This is a genomic window from Bradyrhizobium sp. IC4060 (assembly GCF_020193715.1).
Lineage (GTDB): Bacteria > Pseudomonadota > Alphaproteobacteria > Rhizobiales > Xanthobacteraceae > Bradyrhizobium > Bradyrhizobium yuanmingense.
On the sequence record NZ_JADYVJ010000010.1, the window covers coordinates 118,069 to 135,497 of the forward strand.

Consider the following 17,429-nt stretch of genomic DNA (forward strand, 5'->3'; position numbering starts at 1 on the left):
TAAGCCTTTGATTTTACGTAATTACTTGTCAACAGCCGGTGGCTTTGAACCACCATAGAGTGTTTTGCGGCATCGGGAAACCGCTTCCGGCGTACCCCTCGCCCAATGAAAAAGGGCTGCGGCATTGCCGCAGCCCTTCTCTTGGAAGGCCTGTCGTTGTGTGCAGACCAGTTGCCTCGTCGGGGTCGCCGAGCCCTCAAAACTGTTCCGGCAAGCTTTCGTCGCCTGTCATGAAATCGTCAAGTCCAAAACCCCGCGCGTGTCGAAAATGTTCCTATTCTTCCCGATCCGGCTCTGGTTCGCTTTTGGCAGTTGCAGCCAAGCCCCGGCCGTGATCCTGACCCTGAATTCCGCTTTTTCCCGAATCAGTCGCGGGAACGAATACAGCCTCGGCCCATTGTGTCGGCGGATGGGTGTCAGCCCGTTGTCCAATGCATTGCCCGGCCAACGGCGGCGTCGATCCGTCGGCCGAACCGCTGCATCCCGGAGCAGCCGGTTCGGTCGATGGCGAAAGTCAGTTCATTCCGATTTCCACTGCGATCCGGATCAGGTCGGAATGGTTCTTGGCGCCAAGCTTCTGCTTGAGCAGGGACGTGGTGTTGGCGACCGTCTTGTAGGAGATGCCGAGCGCCTCGGCGACCTCGACGATCTTGTCGCCGCGTCCGAGCAAGCGAAGAATTTCGAGCTCCCGCGGCGTCATCTGTGACGCGGGGTTGGCCTTGATCGCCGCGCCGGAAAACGTCACGGCTTCCGCAAGCTGCGGCGAGATGAAGTTGTCACCCGCGACCACCTTGCGCACCGCTTTGAGCAGGATCCTGGGATCGTCGCCTTTGGAGACATAGCCCTGCGCCCCGAGCTCGACGGCCCGCACGACGAACGCCGGATCGTCGTTCATGCTGAACATGATGATCTTGGCGTCGGGGTCGTCCTTGCGGATGCGCCGCATCAGCTCGAACCCGGAGACGTCGGGCAGGCTGATGTCGATCACGGTGACGTCGGGCCGCTTGCTGACATAGGCGCGATGCCCGGATTTGGCATCGCTCGCCTCGTCAATGCGGATTGAATGGTCGGATGCGAACAGGGTGCGGCAGCCGGACAGCACCACGGGATGGTCGTCGACGATCAGGACCCTCGTCGCCAGCTTGGCGGTATCTTGCATCGCGCACTCTCTTGTTTTTCGACTCATAGCCCGCCGGGAATAAATGGAAAGAGCAAATCCGGCCGATACGCGTTAGAATTGACCTAATGTGGCGACGACTTTCGTTCCGAACGCAATTGTTTCTCCCGCTCGGCGCGAGCCTTCTCGCAGCCCTGATCCTGGGCGGCATATTACTGCAGATATTTGCACCAGGTCAGGTAGCTGATGAACACGAGCCGGCTCGACGCTCGATCCAGACCATCGCCGCCGCGCTCAACAGCACCCTGCGCGCATCGGACAATCCGCAAAAGACCCTCGATGCATTTGTTCAGTCCTTGGACGCCTCCACGGATATTCAATTCCGCCGCATGGACGGAGGTCCCCCGCCTTCTCCGAAAGACTTGCGCAACCTGAAGAAGGTTCCGCAATGGTTCGTCAACCTCATCACCATACCAGAGATGGAAGCGGCGTTTCCGATCGTCATAGACGGCAGACATGTCGGCGATATCGTGTTCTTCCCGGACATATCGGCCGACTTGTTCGAGAAGTGGATCGGCTTCCTTGCGCTGACCAGCCTGGTCGCTGTCCTGATGGTGCTCACCGGCACCGTTGCCTATGTCTTCGCCGGTTCGGCCCTGCGCCCCCTGCAACATCTCGGCGACGGTCTTACGCGGATTCGGCGCGGCGACTACGCAAGGCCGATCCCGGTCGGAGGACCGCCGGAGATCCGGCAGAGCTGCGAGGAAGCCAATGCGCTGGCAGCGACACTGGCGCAACTCAGCCAGGACAATCGCGATCTGATGCACCGCCTGGTGTCGCTGCAGGATGACGAGCGGCGCGATCTCGCCCGCGAACTGCACGACGAGCTCGGGCCCCTCCTCTTCAGCATCCGCGCCGGCACGATCGCGCTGACCGATGCCTCCGAGCCAACGGGACATCTCGGCAATTCGGCACAGGACCTGCTGCAATCGGTCGAGGCCCTGCAGCAGACCAACCGCCGCATCCTCGACCGGCTGCGGCCGCTCTATATCGAGGAGCTCGGCCTTTCGAGGAGCGTGCAAACGCTGCTCCGGAATTTTCGCAAGCAGGCACCTCATATCGTGCTGACGGACGCGATCGATCGCGATCTCAGCGCAATCGGCGGACCGCTGGCGCAGACCGTCTATCGAGTGATCCAGGAGGCACTGACCAACGTGCTGCGACATGCCAACGCGGGCAACGCACATGTGCAGGCGACGGTTGCCGACAAGACGCTCGTCGTCGAGATCTCCGACGATGGCGGCGGTTTCCCTGCGGACAACGTCTTCGGCCGGGGCCTGACCGGCATGCATGAGCGCGTGCGCGCGCTCAGCGGATCGCTATCGCTGTTGCGCGTGGATGACCGAACCTACGTGCGCTGCCGCCTTCCGGCGGAGACGATGCGGGACGTTCCGTCACCAGGCTAATTCAGCAGGCGCAACCATCATGCGCATTCTGTCGCGCCGGTTCGCACAGCGTGCTGCGGATCTTGCCATCCGGGCTGAAGCGGAACGAGGCCTGAATGCGCAGCGCGCCGGCGACGGAATATTCGAGGTGGACGCCGTGGGGCGCGGGATTGATCTCTTCCAGCCCGAACCCCGCCGAGGAGAAGGCGCTGAGCCGCGGCTGCCAATAGGCCTCGATCTCGCTCCGGCCACGAAAGCGCCGCGCGCCGTCGCAGGTGCATTCGAGCTGCGCGTCGTCGGCATAGAGGTCGAGCAGGGCTGTGAGGTCGCCCTTACGGCAGGCATCCACCCAGTCGACGATAATTCCCATCTGGTCGAAATCACTCACGCCGCACCCAATCTGCCGCGGACAATATTGGCGGCTTAGAACCACCCTCGTGAATATGCGCTGAATAATAAACCCCGGGCGATACCGGGTTCCCTCGATGGACCTGCCAATGAGCTCAGCTCTGCCGCCGGCCTCTTGCCCACACGCCGAAGGCGATGAGCACGGCGCCTGCAAGCGTGAACCAGGTGATTGCATATTGCAGATGGTCGTCCTTGAGATTCACCTGGAGCGGTCCCGGACGCGGGATGCCGTTCGCCGGCGCGGGCCGTTCGAGATCGATATAGAACGGCGCAACCGTGCCCCAGCCCAGCACGCTTGCGATTGCCAGATGATCGCGCACGAACCAGAGCCGCTTGCCGCGATTCTCCGCCGGAGTCAGCCAGCTTGGCGCCTCGGGAAAGCGCAGATAGCCGGTGAGCTCAACCGGTTGGCCCGTGATAAGCTTGTTCACCGCGCGATCCTCGACGCCGCGGTCCTGCATCGTGTTCTCGACGAAACCCGCGTCGATCACGACCATGTCGCCGCCGGGAAGCCGCGCCGGCAGGAACGCCCAGGTGCCGGGGCCGGAGGCGTCCTTGCGCACCGCCGAGCCGGAGGAATAGACCATTGCATCGGGGAGGGCTGCGTAGGTCGCGGTGAAGCTGACGCGGCGGAATTCGTCGCGGGCGGGATTGAGCGCGACCCATTGCGCGGACGGCGGCAGCGCAACCGGCGCGGCCGCAAGCCGCTCGGTGAGCGCCGCAATCAACTCGTGTTTGGCGGTGCGGCGCTGCAGCTGCCAGACACCGAGCGCCACGAACACAGCCGTGAGGAACAGCGTGAACAGCGCGAAGCCGGCCACGGGGGCCTTGCGCGACGCAGGCTCATTCATTTCGCGCGATCGACCAACCGGCCCGGCGCCGCCTTGTGGTGGAATTGCAGCGCGATCAGCAACGACTTCATCGAGCGCAGCGGCAACAGCGTGGTGGCGAGGATGAGCGGCAGCCAGAGCACCGCATGCAGCCAATATGGCGGCTGGTATTTGACTTCGACGATGAGGGCGCACGCGACGACGATGCCGCCGGCCAGCATGATGATGAAGATCGCCGGGCCGTCGCCGGTATCGATGAAGGCATAGTCGAGCCCGCAACGGTCGCATGCCGGCGCGAGCGTCAGAAAGCCCGCATAAAGCTTGCCTTGGCCGCAGCGCGGGCATTTGCAGGCAAGCCCACGCAGCGCGCTTTGCAGGACGGTGGTTTCGGACGGGGGTGTGCCGGCACTGTCGTTCATGATGGCGGACTCTATCACAGTTTCCGACGAAACTTCCGGCGGCCGGAAAGCGAAAGGGCGGCCCTGCGGCCGCCCTTCCTGATCGGTTCGATCGGGCTCAGTGCGCGGCGCTGGCCATGGTCTCGGCGCCGCGTCCCCAGACGTAGATGCAGAGGAACAGGAACAGCCAGACCACGTCGACGAAGTGCCAGTACCAGGCCGCGAACTCGAAGCCGAGATGCTGCTTCGGCGTGAAGTGGCCGGCATAGGCGCGGAACAGGCACACCAGCAGGAAGATGGTGCCGACCAGCACATGGAAGCCGTGGAATCCGGTCGCCATGAAGAACGTCGCGCCATAGACGTTGCCGCCGAAGGAGAACGCCGCGTGGGCGTACTCATAGGCCTGCACGCAGGTGAAGAGCGCGCCGAGCACGACGGTGAGGATCAGGCCATACTTCAGGCCCTGGCGGTCGTTCTCGAGCAGCGCATGGTGCGCCCAGGTCACGGTGGTACCTGACGTGAGCAGGATCAGCGTGTTCAGCAGCGGCAGATGCCAGGGATCGAAGGTCTCGATGCCCTTCGGCGGCCAGGTGCCCGGGACCGCGCAGGCGCCGGGCTGCGTGCCGAGGCCGCAACCGAACACCGCATCGCGGGTGGCGTGGACGGCGTCGGCCGGAAACAGCGCCGCGTTGAAATAAGCCCAGAACCAGGCGACGAAGAACATCACCTCGGAGGCGATGAACAGGATCATGCCGTAGCGGTGATGCAGCTGCACGACCCGGGTGTGATCGCCCTTGTACTGGGCCTCCTTGATCACGTCGGCCCACCAGCTCGCCATGGTGTAGAGCACGCCCACGGTGCCGACGCCGAATACGATCGGCGCCGCCGAGAACATGTGGTGCATCCAGGCGACCGCGCCGACCGCCATGATGAAGGCCGAGAGCGAGCCGACCGCCGGCCAGGGAGAGGGATCGACCAGGTGATAGTCGTGATGCTTGGTGTGCGCCGTGGCCATTTCCGTCTCTCTCCTCAATCCCGTGCCTGTCCGGCACTTATCCCCTTGCGTCCAACCGCCTGCGCGTGAGCCCTGCGGTCAAAGATTTCCCTTGCGCTTGTCGGCTTCGCCCGATGCCAGCGGTTTCACCACGGGATCGCGCACCGGATAGAACGTGTAGGACAGCGTGATCGTGCTCAGCCCGTCGTTCTCGTGGTCGGCGGCGATCGACGGGTCGACGTAGAACACGACCGGCATCTCGCGCTTCTCACCGGGTGCCATGGTCTGCTCGGTGAAGCAGAAGCAGTTGATCTTCTGGAAATAGGCGCCGACCGTCAGGGGCGCGACGTTATAGGCGGCCTGGCCCGCGGTGGCGCGCGCCGCCTGGTTGGTCACGGTGTAGAAGACGGTCACGACCTGGCCGATATTGACCTCGATCTCGCTCTGCTCCGGCTCGAACTTCCAGGGCAGGCCGGGCGCGACGTTGGAATCGAAGCGCACCGAGATCTTCCGCGCGATCGGGCCCGTGGCCGGCGCAGAGGTCGCCACCTGCGTCGTGCCGTTGAATCCGGTGGCGCGGCAGAACCAATTGTAGAACGGCACCGCCGCGTAGGAGGCGCCGACCATCAGCGCGACCACGCCGCCGCAGATGGACGCGACCACCACATCGCGCCCCAGCCCGCGGCCCTTGCCCACGTTGCGATGGCCCGGCTTGGCGCTGACGTCCTGCGATATGGTGGGCTCGTGATCCATGTTTCCTACATCGGCCGCACGAGCACGGCCGGCCCCTTGACCATGGTGACGGCGAAGAACAGCACCACGAGCACGCCGAGCGCCAAAGCGATCGCGATGGAGCGCTGACGACGGCTCTTCCGCTGCGCCTCGGTGAGGACGATTCCTTCCGGCTCGGGTTTGTCGGCCATCGCGGTGATCATGCGCCCCCAACCATCGGAGCAAGCGCCCGGTACACGACCTCGGCCAGCAGGGTCGCAAACAGCGCGAACAGGTACAGGATCGAGAAGGCAAACAGCTTGCGGGTCGCGCGCAGCGACTGGCTGCGCTCGCGGCGCAGATAGACGTTGATGGCGAGCACCAGCATGCCGGCACCGAGAATCAGCGAGACCACGCCGTAGACGGCATCGAAATAGCCGAGCGCCCAGGGCGCGGCGGCGACCGCGATCAGCACGATGGTGTAGAGCAGGATCTGCAGACGCGTGGCGTCGGGACCGGCGACGTTCGGCAGCATCGGAATGCCGGCGCGCGCGTAGTCGTCGGAGCGGAACAGCGCCAGCGCCCAGAAATGCGGCGGGGTCCAGAAGAAGATGATGGCGAACAGCAGCAGCGGCTCGACATCGACCGTGCCCGTCACCGAGGCCCAGGCCACCACCGGAGGCAGCGCACCGGCGGCGCCGCCGATCACGATGTTCTGCGCGGTCCAGCGCTTCAGCCACATCGTGTAGATCACGACGTAGAAGAAGATGGTGAAGGCGAGCAGCGCACCCGCGATCCAGTTGACGAGGATGCCGAGCGTCATCACCGAGAAGAAGGCGAGCGTCATGCCGAACGCCATCGCCTCGGGGCGGGTGATGCGGCCGCGCGGGATCGGCCGGTTCGCCGTGCGCGACATCTTGGCGTCGATGTCGCCTTCGAGCGCCATGTTGAGCGCCCCGGAGGCACCGGCGCCGACGGCAATGCAGAGCAGCGAGGTGATCGCCAGCACCGGGTGGAAATGCCCCGGGGCCATCGCCATCCCGACCAGCGCAGTGAAGATCACCAACGACATCACCCGCGGCTTGAGCAATGCGAGATAATCGCCAACCTCCGCTTCGGAGATGTGGGGATTGATGTCGATGGCGTTGTGGTCGAGGACGGACACTTAGATCTACTCGCTTCGTTACAGCGCCGCGGCGCCCGTCACGGGCGCCGCGGGGGATTGGTTACTGCACGCGGGGCAGCACTTCGAACTGGTGGAAGGGCGGCGGCGAGGACAGCGTCCACTCCAGCGTGGTCGCGCCGGCACCCCAGGGATTGTCGCCTGCCGGCACCCTCTTCATGAAGGCGTCCAGCACGCAGTAGAGGAAGATCAGCACGCCGAAGCCGGAGATGTATGAGCCGACCGACGAGACCAGGTTCCAGCCCGCGAACGCATCGGGATAGTCGATGTAGCGGCGCGGCATGCCGGACAGGCCGAGGAAGTGCTGCGGGAAGAACACCAGGTTGACGCCGACGAAGGTGACCCAGAAGTGCAGCTTGGCAAGGCCCTCATTGTACATGTAGCCCGACATCTTCGGGAACCAGTAGTACCAGCCGGCGAAGATCGCGAATACCGCGCCGAGCGACAGCACGTAGTGGAAGTGGGCGACGACGTAGTACGTCTCCTGGAGCACCCGATCGACACCCGCGTTCGCCAGCACGACGCCGGTCACGCCGCCGACCGTGAACAGGAAGATGAAGCCCACCGCCCAGATCATCGGCGCGCGGAACTCGATCGAGCCGCCCCACATCGTGGCGATCCAGGAGAATATCTTCACGCCGGTCGGAACCGCGATGACCATCGTGGCGGCGACGAAATAGGCCTGCGTCGCCGAGGACATGCCGACCGTGTACATGTGGTGCGCCCACACCACGAAGCCGATGCCGCCGATCGCGACCATGGCATAGGCCATGCCGAGATAGCCGAACACGGGCTTGCGCGAGAAGGTCGAGACGATCTGGCTGATCATGCCGAAGCCGGGCAGGATCAGGATGTAGACCTCGGGGTGACCGAAGAACCAGAACAGATGCTGGAACAGCACGGGGTCGCCGCCGCCGTCGGGGGCGAAGAACGTCGTGCCGAAATTGCGGTCGGTGAGCAGCATGGTGATCGCACCGGCGAGCACCGGCAGCGACAACAGCAGCAGGAACACCGTCACCAGGATCGACCACACGAACAGCGGCATCTTGTGCAGGGTCATGCCCGGCGCGCGCATGTTGAAGATGGTGGTGATGAAGTTGATCGCGCCCAGGATCGAGGAGGCACCAGCGAGGTGCAGCGACAGGATCGCGAAGTCGACCGCCGGGCCGGGATGGCCCGAGGTCGACAGCGGCGCGTAGATGGTCCAACCCGCCCCGACGCCGTTGGAGCCCGGCTCGCCCTCGACGAAGGTCGACATCAAGAGCAGCGCGAACGATGCCGGCAGCAGCCAGAACGAAATGTTGTTCATGCGCGGGAACGCCATGTCGGGCGCGCCGATCATCAGCGGCACGAACCAGTTGCCGAAGCCGCCGATCATCGCGGGCATGACCATGAAGAAGATCATGATCAAGCCATGCGAGGTCACGAACACGTTGTAGGTATGGGCCTCGTGGAAGACCTGCACGCCCGGATACATCAACTCGGCCCGGATCGCGATCGACATCGCCGCACCGATGATGCCGGCGACGACCGCGAAGATCAGGTACATCGTGCCGATGTCCTTGTGATTGGTCGAATAGACGTAGCGCCGCCATCCGGTCGGATGGGCATGCTCGTCATGATGCGCGTGATCGCCGTGTGCCGCTGCGCTCGTTGCCATTTTCAAATCCTGCCTTGCGTCCCATTCGGACCTTTGGAGGTCCCACCCTTATCGCTTTCAGTCCCTCAGGCCGCCCCCGGCGCTTACTGCGTCGGGCCGGCCGCGGAGGCGTAGGTGCTGGTGCCGCCGCTCGCAAATTTCTTCTTCGCCGTCTCGACCCAAGAGGCGAACTCCTGGTCGCTCACCACGCGGATCGCAATCGGCATGAAGGCGTGATCCTTGCCGCACAGTTCCGAGCACTGACCGTAGTACATGCCGGTCTTGGTAGCCTTGAACCAGGTCTCGTTCAGACGGCCGGGAATGGCGTCGATCTTGACGCCGAAAGCCGGCAGCGCGAACGCATGGATGACGTCCGCACCCGTGGTCTGGACGCGAATCACCTTGTTGACCGGCACCACCATCTCGTTGTCGACGCCGAGCAGACGGGGCTGCTTGTCCTGCGCCATCAGCGAATCGAATTCGAACTTGCCGTTATCCGGATAGGCATAGGACCAGTACCACTGCTTGCCGGTCGCCTTCACGGTCAGGTCCGCTTTCGGAATGTCGAGCTCCAGGAACAGCAGCCGGAACGACGGCACCGAAATGCCGACCAGGATCAGCACCGGGACGAGCGTCCAAGCCACCTCGATCAGCGTGTTGTGGGTGGTCCGCGACGGCACCGGATTGGCCTTCGCGTTGAACTTGACGACCACGATCACGAGCAGCGCCAGGACGAACAGCGTGATCAGAGTGATCAGCACGAAGAGGAAGTTATGGAACCAGACGATGTTGTCCATCACCGGGGAACCGGACTGCTGAAGCGTCCACTCCCACGGCGCCGGCTGCCCGAGCTCGGCCAAGGCCGCACCACCCGTCGCCAGCGTGACTCCAGTCGCCACCAAGGCGATGGTGGCCAATCCCAGCAATTGCCGGCCCACCCGACCCATCGACATCCTCATGTCGTTCGCGCTCCCCTTCCGAGATCACCCCACGTGCATTCCCCTGCTTGCGGGAAACGCTTATTCGATCCGCCAGTCCGACAAACCGCCACGCAAGAATACCTCTAAGAGGAATTGGGGCCAGATCGCTAGAACGCGAAATCAAGCCTCTCAAACCATAATTCTTGATCTATCGCAATGCAGTCTTGAGCCCCGCCTGCCAGCCATCACCGGCAAGATATTTCCCAGCAAGATCAGACAAAAATACCGTTTCCCGGGACGCTGCGGCTTGACAGCGGAATTGCCCGCGGTAGGCACTGGAAGACTGCCACGCGGCAGCCTGATTCGTGCGGGCAATGGCGGTGTGGGCGGCGCGGAATTTGCTTGGGAATCGCCTTCAAGACGCCGTCATTCCGTATCAGTCCGCCAGATCAGTCCGCCAAGCGCGAGCAACCCAGGCGAGCAGAGGGACCGACCCGATGGGGCTTCCGAGATCGATGGCAAGGCCGGCGAACGGCCTCCCGGCGCTCGCCGGCCTCGTGGCTGCGATGGTCCTGCTGGCGCTGCCGGGGCTTGCCCATGCGCAGGGCGCGGTGCGCTCCGTCCATGGCGACTGGCAGATCCGCTGCGACACCCCGCCGGGCGCCCAGACCGAGCAATGCGCCCTGATCCAGAGCGTGGTGGCGGAAGACCGCTCCAATGCCGGCCTGACCGTGATCGTGCTCAAGACCGCCGACCAGAAGAGCCGGCTGATGCGCGTGGTCGCTCCGCTCGGGGTCCTCTTGCCCTCCGGCCTCGGGCTCAAGCTCGACAACCAGGACGTCGGCCGCGCCGGCTTCGTCCGCTGCCTGCCCAACGGCTGCGTCGCCGAGGTGGTCCTGGAGGACAAACTGCTCGGTCAGCTCCGCAGCGCCAAGACCGCGACCTTCATCATCTTCGAGACCCCGGAAGAAGGCATCGGCTTCCCGCTCAGCCTGAACGGGCTCGGCGAGGGCTATGACAAGCTGCCGTAGCAGCGGCTAACCTGGGCAATCCTTTTGTTTCCGTAATGTGAGGCTTCGCGCTCTCGCGGAACTGGTCCGAAACCATTATCTTGCCCCACATCCCCGGCTAATGGACGGACGCATGACCAATCCTGCCACGACCTCCCTGCTCGACCGTGCCAATCTCGACCGCGACCAGGTTCGCAGCGAGGTCGCGCGCGGGCTTTCCGGCGCTGACGACGGCGAGCTGTTCCTGGAATACAGCCAGACCGAAGCTCTCATGTTCGACAATGGGCGGCTCAAGCAGGCGACCTACGACACCTCGCAGGGTTTTGGTTTGCGCGCCGTCAAGGATGATGCGGTCGGCTATGCGCATTCCTCCGACGTGTCGCTGCCGGCGCTGATTCGCGCGGCGGACGCGGTTGCTGCCGTGCGCGGCGGCTATTCCGGCAGCTTCTCGGCGCCGCCCCCGCATACCAATGTCCGCCTCTATGGCGACGACAATCCCCTGGATGCCCCAGGCTTCGAGACAAAAGTAAAACTGCTCGCCGAGATCGACGCTTACCTGCGCGACAAGGATCCACGGGTGCGGCAGGTCAGCGTCAGTCTCGGTGCGACCTGGCAGGTCGTCGAGATCCTGCGGCCCGACGGAGAGAGCTATCGCGACATCCGCCCGCTGGTGCGCATCAACATTTCCGTGGTCGCCGGCCAGGGCGACCGGCAGGAGAGCGGCAGCAAGGGTTATGGCGGCCGCGCCGGCTATGCCGAGTTCATCGAGAGCAGGAACTGGCGCGACGCTGCCGACGGCGCGCTGCGCGAGGCGCTGGTCAATCTGGAATCGATTCCGGCGCCCGCCGGCGAGATGGACGTCGTGCTCGGCGCCGGCTGGCCCGGCGTGATGCTGCATGAAGCGGTGGGCCATGGCCTCGAGGGCGACTTCAATCGCAAGAAGACATCTGCTTTTGCGGGCCTGATGGGCCAGCAGGTCGCGGCCAAGGGCGTCACCGTGGTCGACGACGGCACCATCGCCTCGCGCCGCGGCTCGCTGTCGATCGACGACGAGGGCACGCCGACCAATCGCACCGTGCTGATCGAGGACGGCATCCTGGTCGGCTACATGCAGGACCGCCAGAACGCACGGCTGATGAACATGAAGCCGACCGGCAACGGCCGTCGCCAGGGTTATGCCCATGTGCCGATGCCGCGCATGACCAACACCTACATGCTCGCCGGCGATCGCGATCCGGCCGAGATCATCGCCTCGGTGAAGAACGGCGTGTTCGCCGCGAATTTCGGCGGCGGACAGGTCGACATCACCTCGGGCAAATACGTGTTCCAGTGCACCGAAGCCTACAAGATCGAGAACGGCAAGATTGGGGCGCCGCTCAAGGGCGCCATGCTGATCGGCAACGGACCGACCGACCTGCATCGCATCCGCATGATCGGCAACGACCTTGCGCTCGACACCGGCATCGGCACCTGCGGCAAGAACGGCCAGGGCGTGCCTGTCGGCGTCGGCCAGCCGTCGCTGCTGATGGAACGCATCACCGTGGGTGGAACCGGCGCATGAGCGTTGAAGACAAGGTCACGGTCAGCCCCAAGCGCAAAAGCAGCGGCTGGGGCGGACAGATCGCTCAGCTCGCCGGCATCGTCGCCGCGGTCTTCATCGCCAAGGGCGCGCTCGCCGAGCCGTTCTACGTGCCGTCGGGCTCGATGGAGCCGACGCTCCTGATCGGTGATGCGCTGCTCGCCTCGAAATTCCCCTATGGCTACGGCACCTCGTCGCTGCCGATCCAGATCAGCCTGCCGGAGAGCGGCCGCGTGTTCGCGGAGACGCCGAAGCTCGGCGACGTCGTCGTCTTCCGCTGGCCCGGCGATCGCTCGCAGGCCTGGGTCAAGCGTGTCGTGGGTCTGCCCGGCGACCGCATCCAGATGCGGCAGGGCCAGCTCTTCATCAACGACCGTCCGGCCGAGCTGAAGCCCGATGGCGTCGGTGCCGCCGAGAACGACCGTGGCGGCAGCGAGCCCGCCTATCGCTATGTCGAGACGCTGCCGAACGGCGTCTCGCATCTGATCTTCAAGATGCGCGACAGCGGTCCGCTCGACAACACGCCCGAGGTGACGGTGCCGGCGGGACATCTGTTCGTGCTCGGCGACAACCGCGACAATTCCGCCGATAGCCGCGTGCCGCTGCGCTCCGGCGGCGTCGGCCTGCTGCCGATCGACAATCTGATCGGCCGTGCGGACGCCGTGGTCGGCTCCTGGGACCTCGGCATGCGCAGCCAGCCGGTGTGGACCTGGCTGTCCGGATTCAGGCTGTCGCGGTTCTTCACCGCCGTGCACTGACCGGTCGCAGGTGAGCAAGGACGAATTCCTCGCGCTCGCCTTACGCAATCCGGTCAACGCCGCGATCCTCGACGAACTGCACCGGCTCGCGCTGCCGGATGCGTGGCTGATGTCGGGATGCCTGGTGCAGACGGTATGGAACGTGCTCACGGGGCGCCCGATCGACCACGGCATCGCCGATTACGACGTGTTCTATTTCGACGCCGACACATTGTGGGAGGCCGAGGACGCGGTGATCCGCACCCTCCATGCGCGCCTCGCGCATCTCGGCGCCAAGATCGAGGTCCGCAACCAGGCCCGCGTGCACATGTGGTACCCGGCCAAGCACGGCCTGCCCTATCCGCCGCTGAGAAGCTCGAGGGAAGGCATCGACCGCTTCCTCACGCAGAACACGCAGGTCGGCGTCAGGCGCGCAAGCGATGGCCACGAAGTCTACGCACCGCGCGGGTTTGACGACATTGCGGCACTGATCGCGCGGCCAAATCCAGGACCGAATTTTTCCGCGGCGAACTACGAAGCGAAGGCTAAGCGCTGGAAAGCGCTGTGGCCGGAGATCACGGTGATCGCGGCGGAGTGAGGTGCCTCACGTGTCCCGTCTCTGCAGTGCGGCGCTGAAGAAGCGCCGCCATAGCGCGTCGAAGACGCGCGTAAACGCGCTGATGGCGTCCGGGGCACGAGTATGGATGCTACCGCACCACGCCCGACGTGAACCCCGCCTTCCTTCGCGGCGGCTTGATTTCCTTCTTCAGGAAGCAGCGCGCCTCGCGCCCGGTGTAGCCGGGGCGGGCATAGGTGAAGGCGCGGCATTTGTTGTCGGCGATGCAGGCGGCCTTGCACGCCTCGACGCTTTCGCCATCCTTGAGTTCGAAATTGCGCAAGTCGCCGCCGGGGCGGTCGATCGACGTCTCGACGCCTTCGACGCGAGGCTCGATCACGCCGGCGCCGCGCACTCCCGAAATGCAGCAACTTCCCGGCACGCGGGCCGGCACGGTGTTCTTCAGCCAGCACACCGCCGAGCCGCCTTCGACATCGGGATAGTTGAAACTCCAGGAGCGGCAGCGGCGATCGCGCTCGCACAAAAGCGCGCAATCCTCGGGATCGCCGGAGGTGACGGGCGTACTGAAATAGTCGCCGCCGGGCCGGTCGAACGCCGTCTGGGCAAGCGCCGGCGCGCTCGCAAACGCAAGCGAAAGCAGCGTGACGGATGCCGCAGCGCTGGCCATGATGGCCCCGGACAGGCGGCCCTTCCTCATCGGAATAGCTTTCGAGTTATTGACGACGCTCGGGTTTTTCAGCCGATCATTTGATCGCCACAAACCTGTATGGGCGATGAACGGCTGAATCCCGGGTGGCCGGCTTCAGAGGTCTAGAACGCGTATTCCGCGTAGGCTGGTTCCACCGAGCCCTTCCAGGGACCGTTGAACTTATCCAGCATCTCCTCGGCTGGCGTCCGGCCGGAATCGATGATGCGATCGAGCGGTTCGAGATGCCGTGTTTCGTCGCGCCCGAGCTGGTCGATCCGGCCGCGCCGGCGCAGGCCGGCATGGGCAAGGACCAGGCATTCCTTGGCGACCTCGAACAAATATCGGTCCTTGATCCGCGCCTTGAAGCCGAGGCGTGGCACGTCGTCGCGCAGCGCCTGGCGCTCATGCGAGGTCCAGTGCTTCACCAGGTCCCAGGCGGCATCGAGCGAAGCGTCGTCGTAGAGCAGCCCGACCCAGAACGCCGGCAACGCCGGCAAGCGGCCCCACGGGCCGCCGTCGGAGCCGCGCATCTCGAGATAACGCTTGAGCCGCACTTCCGGGAAGATCGTCGAGAGGTGGTTGGCCCAGTCCGACAAGGTCGGACGCTCGCCGGGAAGGTTGTTGTTGCGGCCGTCGAAGAAGGCGCGAAACGAGGAGCCCGAGACGTCGATATATTCCTCGCCGCGCTTGACGAAATACATGGGCACGTCGAGCGCGTAGTCGACATAGCGCTCGAACCCCATGCCGTCCTCGAACGCCCACGGCATCATGCCCGCGCGAGCGTTGTCGGTATCGCGCCAGATTTCGGAGCGGAACGAGAGGAAGCCGTTCGGCCTGCCCTCGGTGAACGGTGAATTGGCGAACAGTGCAGTTGCGACCGGCTGAAGCGCAAGCGAGACGCGCAGCTTCTTGACCATGTCGGCTTCCGAGGAGAAGTCGAGATTGGTCTGCACCGTGCAGGTCCGGTACATCATGTCGAGGCCGTATTGACCGACCTTCGGCATGTAATTGGTCATGATCTTGTAGCGGCCCTTCGGCATCATCGGGATGTCGGCGCGGGACCAGGACGGCGTCATGCCGAGACCGAGGAAGCCGATGCCGAGCGGCGTTGCGATCTCGCGCACCTGCGCCAGATGCGCCATGAGCTCGCTCTGGGTCTGATGCACGTTTTCGACTGGCGCGCCGGACAGCTCGAACTGTCCGCCGGGCTCGAGCGAGATCGCGCCGCCGCCGGTGACGTCATAGAGGCCGATGATGTTGCCCTGCTCCATAATCGGCTCCCAGCCGAGCAGGAGCTTCATGCCTTCGAGCAGCGCGCCGATGCCGCGCGCGCCCTCGTACGGCACCGGACGGTGGCCTTCGAGCGTGAACGGCGTCTTCTCGTGCTCGGTGCCCATGCGAAATTCGGACGGGTCCTTGCAGCCGGCCTCGAACCACGCGACGAGCTCGTCGCGCGATTGCAGCGGCGTCATATCGATCTGGTCTCGCGCCATATCAAACTCTAATCAAAAGCGCTCCGACCGAACGCGCGCGGGTGACAGGGACGGCCCGCCAACCCACCGGTTGTACGGGCGAGCGGGTTTGCCGCGCGATCATCGCGACGGCATGGTTTCGTTGGCAGTCTCGGGCGGCAGTTTCATCTCGCCGCACGAGCAGCCCAGGCGATCGAGCAGATTGCTGAGCTTGACGGCGTCGGCATCCGACAGCTTCGAGCCGACATATTTCTCGATCGCGGCCGAATAGGCACCCCACATCCGCTTCTGCAGCTCGCGGCCGGCTTCGGTGATCTCGACGAACTGGCCGCGCTTGTCGATCTTGCATTCGCGCCGCGAGGCGAGGCCCTCGTCGACCAGGCGGTCTATCAGCCGCGAGGTTGAATATTGCGGGATCAGCATTTGCCGCTCGAGCTCGACCGGCCGCAGCTCGCCCGAGGGCGCCCGCGACAGTTCGAGCAGGGCGTCATACCAGGCCAGCGGTGGGAAGCCGGCCTTCTTCAAGTCCTGCTCGACGCAATCGAGCACGCGGCTCTGCACCCGCATGAGGCGGATCCAGGCGGCGGTTGCCTCGGTCGATGGTTTGCGTTTCATGGTCCCGCTCAAGCTCGTCGCCCGTCTCTTACTCCATTCGATGCACCTGCATCAATCTTGACTATTCAAGCAGGTGCATGTAGTCGTTCTTTCGGCCGAGCCAAGCGTCAGGGGAAGGAAATTCCTCGAAACCGGATGGTTTCCCCGGTGTGTGCCCGCCGTCCCCGCCTCGTGCTCCTGGAGGCCAGCCCGCTCTGTGGCCTGGTCGAGGTCGGTAGCGGCGCCAAGAAGCCCGAAATGGTGAGGATTATCTGAAGTTGGGGCCTCCTTCGGGCCAAGTCCCTGCGCTGGGCCTCGACGGCAATCAGATCGTGACGGAAGGCCAAGTGATTGTCCAGATGATCGCCGATCAGCTCTGGTCCGCCGTTCGCGAAGCGTAACGGGCGGGGTCGACGAAGAGCCGGACCGATGATTCGGCTCTTTGCTTGCGTCATTCGCTAATCCGATGATTCGCGATGCGCTGACGGGGATTTTACGAGCATTGTCCGGGTTAACAATAACTCCGCCTTTTGCGCTCCGCGGACGTCGCCATCCTTGTGAGAGCAATCCTCCTGTGCCTCAACTTCAGCGCGGGACAGGACGCTAACCGTCGGACCGGAAAGCTATTGTGACGACTGTAATCCTCCTCCTGCTCGCGAGCGCAATCACCGGCTTGGCGACGGGTCTATTCTTCCGAGTCTGGACTCTATTGCTGGTCTCGCCGGCGACTGCGATCCTTGCCGCGACGGTGCTTCAGACCTCGGGCTTTGGATTCTGGACGGGCGTTCCAATCGTCGTCGGCTGCCTGATTGCCGGCCAGGTCGCCTATTTGGCGGCGACGTTCTACGTGCACAGAGGTGAGCTTTCAGTGCAGGACGAGATCGACGGCGAACCAGGCAAGCACGGCCAGCGCAACATCAAAGACGAGGACGAGTAAGACCAGGCCAAACCACGAAGGAATTTTTCTGCGCCACCGGAGGAGCCTGCGGCGGCGCCACGGCCGATCCAGCAGCAACAAGGGGGCGTATCTTACCGCAACGCCGGCTGCGCTGTCTTGAGACACCGTGGGGATCATTGCGGGACACCTTCAATGTCGATGGGCCATCCGGTGGATCATCAGCAAGAGC

The 17,429-nt window shown here is 64.3% G+C and carries 20 protein-coding genes; 7 read left to right on the top strand and 13 right to left on the bottom strand.

Annotation, left to right across the window (positions count from 1 at the left end; translation table 11 throughout):
• Positions 1-514: 514 nt before the first annotated feature.
• Entirely contained in the window at positions 515-1,159 is a 645-nt protein-coding gene (locus I6F16_RS27555) for a response regulator transcription factor (protein ID WP_028178165.1), read from the bottom strand.
• A gap of 86 nt (positions 1,160-1,245) precedes the next feature.
• Here I6F16_RS27555 and I6F16_RS27560 point away from each other — a divergent pair, with 86 nt between their 5' ends.
• Positions 1,246-2,583: a histidine kinase gene (locus I6F16_RS27560; RefSeq protein WP_036020569.1), complete on the top strand. Its 1,338-nt coding sequence runs from the start codon at positions 1,246-1,248 to the stop codon at positions 2,581-2,583.
• Between the two features lies 1 nt (position 2,584).
• Here I6F16_RS27560 and I6F16_RS27565 read toward each other — a convergent pair whose 3' ends face one another.
• The 9 genes from I6F16_RS27565 to coxB all read right to left on the bottom strand — a co-directional run bounded on the left by I6F16_RS27565 (position 2,585) and on the right by coxB (position 9,684).
• Entirely contained in the window at positions 2,585-2,950 is a 366-nt protein-coding gene (locus I6F16_RS27565; RefSeq protein WP_035996598.1) for a nuclear transport factor 2 family protein, read from the bottom strand.
• A 115-nt stretch (positions 2,951-3,065) separates the two neighbouring features.
• Positions 3,066-3,821, bottom strand: coding sequence for an SURF1 family cytochrome oxidase biogenesis protein (locus tag I6F16_RS27570; RefSeq protein ID WP_225113006.1), 756 nt, complete (start codon positions 3,819-3,821; stop codon positions 3,066-3,068).
• Positions 3,818-4,219: a DUF983 domain-containing protein gene (locus I6F16_RS27575; RefSeq protein WP_035996593.1), complete on the bottom strand. Its 402-nt coding sequence runs from the start codon at positions 4,217-4,219 to the stop codon at positions 3,818-3,820. Before I6F16_RS27575 ends, I6F16_RS27570 begins: the two co-directional genes overlap by 4 nt.
• Positions 4,220-4,316: 97 nt before the next feature.
• A complete protein-coding gene (locus I6F16_RS27580; RefSeq protein WP_035996590.1) occupies positions 4,317-5,213 on the bottom strand; it encodes a cytochrome c oxidase subunit 3 in 897 nt (298 codons plus the stop codon).
• A gap of 78 nt (positions 5,214-5,291) precedes the next feature.
• A complete protein-coding gene (locus I6F16_RS27585) occupies positions 5,292-5,945 on the bottom strand; it encodes a cytochrome c oxidase assembly protein (RefSeq protein WP_225113005.1) in 654 nt (217 codons plus the stop codon).
• Positions 5,946-5,950: 5 nt separating this feature from the next.
• Positions 5,951-6,127, bottom strand: coding sequence for a hypothetical protein (locus I6F16_RS27590; RefSeq protein ID WP_035996586.1), 177 nt, complete (start codon positions 6,125-6,127; stop codon positions 5,951-5,953).
• Entirely contained in the window at positions 6,124-7,068 is a 945-nt protein-coding gene (locus I6F16_RS27595; protein WP_035996584.1) for a heme o synthase, read from the bottom strand. Before I6F16_RS27595 ends, I6F16_RS27590 begins: the two co-directional genes overlap by 4 nt.
• A 61-nt stretch (positions 7,069-7,129) precedes the next feature.
• Positions 7,130-8,746: a cytochrome c oxidase subunit I gene (ctaD, locus tag I6F16_RS27600; RefSeq protein WP_035996582.1), complete on the bottom strand. Its 1,617-nt coding sequence runs from the start codon at positions 8,744-8,746 to the stop codon at positions 7,130-7,132.
• Between the two features lie 83 nt (positions 8,747-8,829).
• Positions 8,830-9,684 (bottom strand): cytochrome c oxidase subunit II, encoded by an 855-nt coding sequence (coxB, locus tag I6F16_RS27605; RefSeq protein ID WP_035996579.1) that lies wholly within the window; start codon positions 9,682-9,684, stop codon positions 8,830-8,832.
• A 458-nt stretch (positions 9,685-10,142) separates the two neighbouring features.
• Between coxB and I6F16_RS27610 the strand changes: the two genes are divergently transcribed.
• From I6F16_RS27610 to I6F16_RS27625, 4 genes are all read left to right on the top strand, one after another.
• Positions 10,143-10,676 (top strand): invasion associated locus B family protein, encoded by a 534-nt coding sequence (locus tag I6F16_RS27610; protein WP_225134313.1) that lies wholly within the window; start codon positions 10,143-10,145, stop codon positions 10,674-10,676.
• 112 nt (positions 10,677-10,788) lie between these two features.
• Entirely contained in the window at positions 10,789-12,216 is a 1,428-nt protein-coding gene (gene tldD, locus I6F16_RS27615; RefSeq protein ID WP_225134314.1) for a metalloprotease TldD, read from the top strand.
• Positions 12,213-12,992 carry a signal peptidase I gene (lepB, locus tag I6F16_RS27620; protein WP_036020560.1) on the top strand — a complete coding sequence of 260 codons (780 nt, stop codon included), beginning with the start codon at positions 12,213-12,215 and terminating at the stop codon, positions 12,990-12,992. The genes tldD and lepB overlap by 4 nt, the downstream gene beginning before the upstream one ends.
• Before the next feature lie 10 nt (positions 12,993-13,002).
• A complete protein-coding gene (locus I6F16_RS27625) occupies positions 13,003-13,569 on the top strand; it encodes a nucleotidyltransferase family protein (protein ID WP_225134315.1) in 567 nt (188 codons plus the stop codon).
• A 109-nt stretch (positions 13,570-13,678) separates the two neighbouring features.
• Here I6F16_RS27625 and I6F16_RS27630 read toward each other — a convergent pair whose 3' ends face one another.
• The 3 genes from I6F16_RS27630 to I6F16_RS27640 all read right to left on the bottom strand — a co-directional run bounded on the left by I6F16_RS27630 (position 13,679) and on the right by I6F16_RS27640 (position 16,323).
• Positions 13,679-14,245, bottom strand: coding sequence for a PAN domain-containing protein (locus tag I6F16_RS27630; protein WP_225134316.1), 567 nt, complete (start codon positions 14,243-14,245; stop codon positions 13,679-13,681).
• Positions 14,246-14,358: 113 nt separating this feature from the next.
• Positions 14,359-15,729: a glutamate--cysteine ligase gene (locus tag I6F16_RS27635; RefSeq protein WP_225134317.1), complete on the bottom strand. Its 1,371-nt coding sequence runs from the start codon at positions 15,727-15,729 to the stop codon at positions 14,359-14,361.
• 99 nt (positions 15,730-15,828) lie between these two features.
• A complete protein-coding gene (locus I6F16_RS27640; protein ID WP_225134318.1) occupies positions 15,829-16,323 on the bottom strand; it encodes a MarR family winged helix-turn-helix transcriptional regulator in 495 nt (164 codons plus the stop codon).
• Positions 16,324-16,580: 257 nt separating this feature from the next.
• On the opposite strand from I6F16_RS27640, the gene I6F16_RS38240 reads away from it, so the two are divergent.
• Both I6F16_RS38240 and I6F16_RS27645 read left to right on the top strand, forming a co-directional pair.
• Entirely contained in the window at positions 16,581-16,703 is a 123-nt protein-coding gene (locus I6F16_RS38240; protein ID WP_338060675.1) for a hypothetical protein, read from the top strand.
• Between the two features lie 227 nt (positions 16,704-16,930).
• Complete coding sequence (locus I6F16_RS27645) at positions 16,931-17,239, top strand: hypothetical protein (RefSeq protein WP_225113003.1); 309 nt, start codon at positions 16,931-16,933, stop codon at positions 17,237-17,239.
• The last annotated feature ends 190 nt before the right edge of the window (positions 17,240-17,429 follow it).

Bases quoted from the DNA above. Each gene is read 5' to 3' on its own strand.
- I6F16_RS27555 (WP_028178165.1), bottom strand. From the start codon at position 1,159: ATGCAAGATACCGCCAAGCTGGCGACGAGGGTCCTGATCGTCGACGAC.
- I6F16_RS27560 (WP_036020569.1), top strand. From the start codon at position 1,246: ATGTGGCGACGACTTTCGTTCCGAACGCAATTGTTTCTCCCGCTCGGC.
- I6F16_RS27570 (WP_225113006.1), bottom strand. From the start codon at position 3,821: ATGAATGAGCCTGCGTCGCGCAAGGCCCCCGTGGCCGGCTTCGCGCTG.
- I6F16_RS27575 (WP_035996593.1), bottom strand. From the start codon at position 4,219: ATGAACGACAGTGCCGGCACACCCCCGTCCGAAACCACCGTCCTGCAA.
- I6F16_RS27580 (WP_035996590.1), bottom strand. From the start codon at position 5,213: ATGGCCACGGCGCACACCAAGCATCACGACTATCACCTGGTCGATCCC.
- I6F16_RS27585 (WP_225113005.1), bottom strand. From the start codon at position 5,945: ATGGATCACGAGCCCACCATATCGCAGGACGTCAGCGCCAAGCCGGGC.
- I6F16_RS27590 (WP_035996586.1), bottom strand. From the start codon at position 6,127: ATGATCACCGCGATGGCCGACAAACCCGAGCCGGAAGGAATCGTCCTC.
- ctaD (WP_035996582.1), bottom strand. From the start codon at position 8,746: ATGGCAACGAGCGCAGCGGCACACGGCGATCACGCGCATCATGACGAG.
- coxB (WP_035996579.1), bottom strand. From the start codon at position 9,684: ATGAGGATGTCGATGGGTCGGGTGGGCCGGCAATTGCTGGGATTGGCC.
- I6F16_RS27610 (WP_225134313.1), top strand. From the start codon at position 10,143: ATGGGGCTTCCGAGATCGATGGCAAGGCCGGCGAACGGCCTCCCGGCG.
- tldD (WP_225134314.1), top strand. From the start codon at position 10,789: ATGACCAATCCTGCCACGACCTCCCTGCTCGACCGTGCCAATCTCGAC.
- lepB (WP_036020560.1), top strand. From the start codon at position 12,213: ATGAGCGTTGAAGACAAGGTCACGGTCAGCCCCAAGCGCAAAAGCAGC.
- I6F16_RS27630 (WP_225134316.1), bottom strand. From the start codon at position 14,245: ATGAGGAAGGGCCGCCTGTCCGGGGCCATCATGGCCAGCGCTGCGGCA.
- I6F16_RS27635 (WP_225134317.1), bottom strand. From the start codon at position 15,729: ATGGCGCGAGACCAGATCGATATGACGCCGCTGCAATCGCGCGACGAG.
- I6F16_RS27640 (WP_225134318.1), bottom strand. From the start codon at position 16,323: ATGAAACGCAAACCATCGACCGAGGCAACCGCCGCCTGGATCCGCCTC.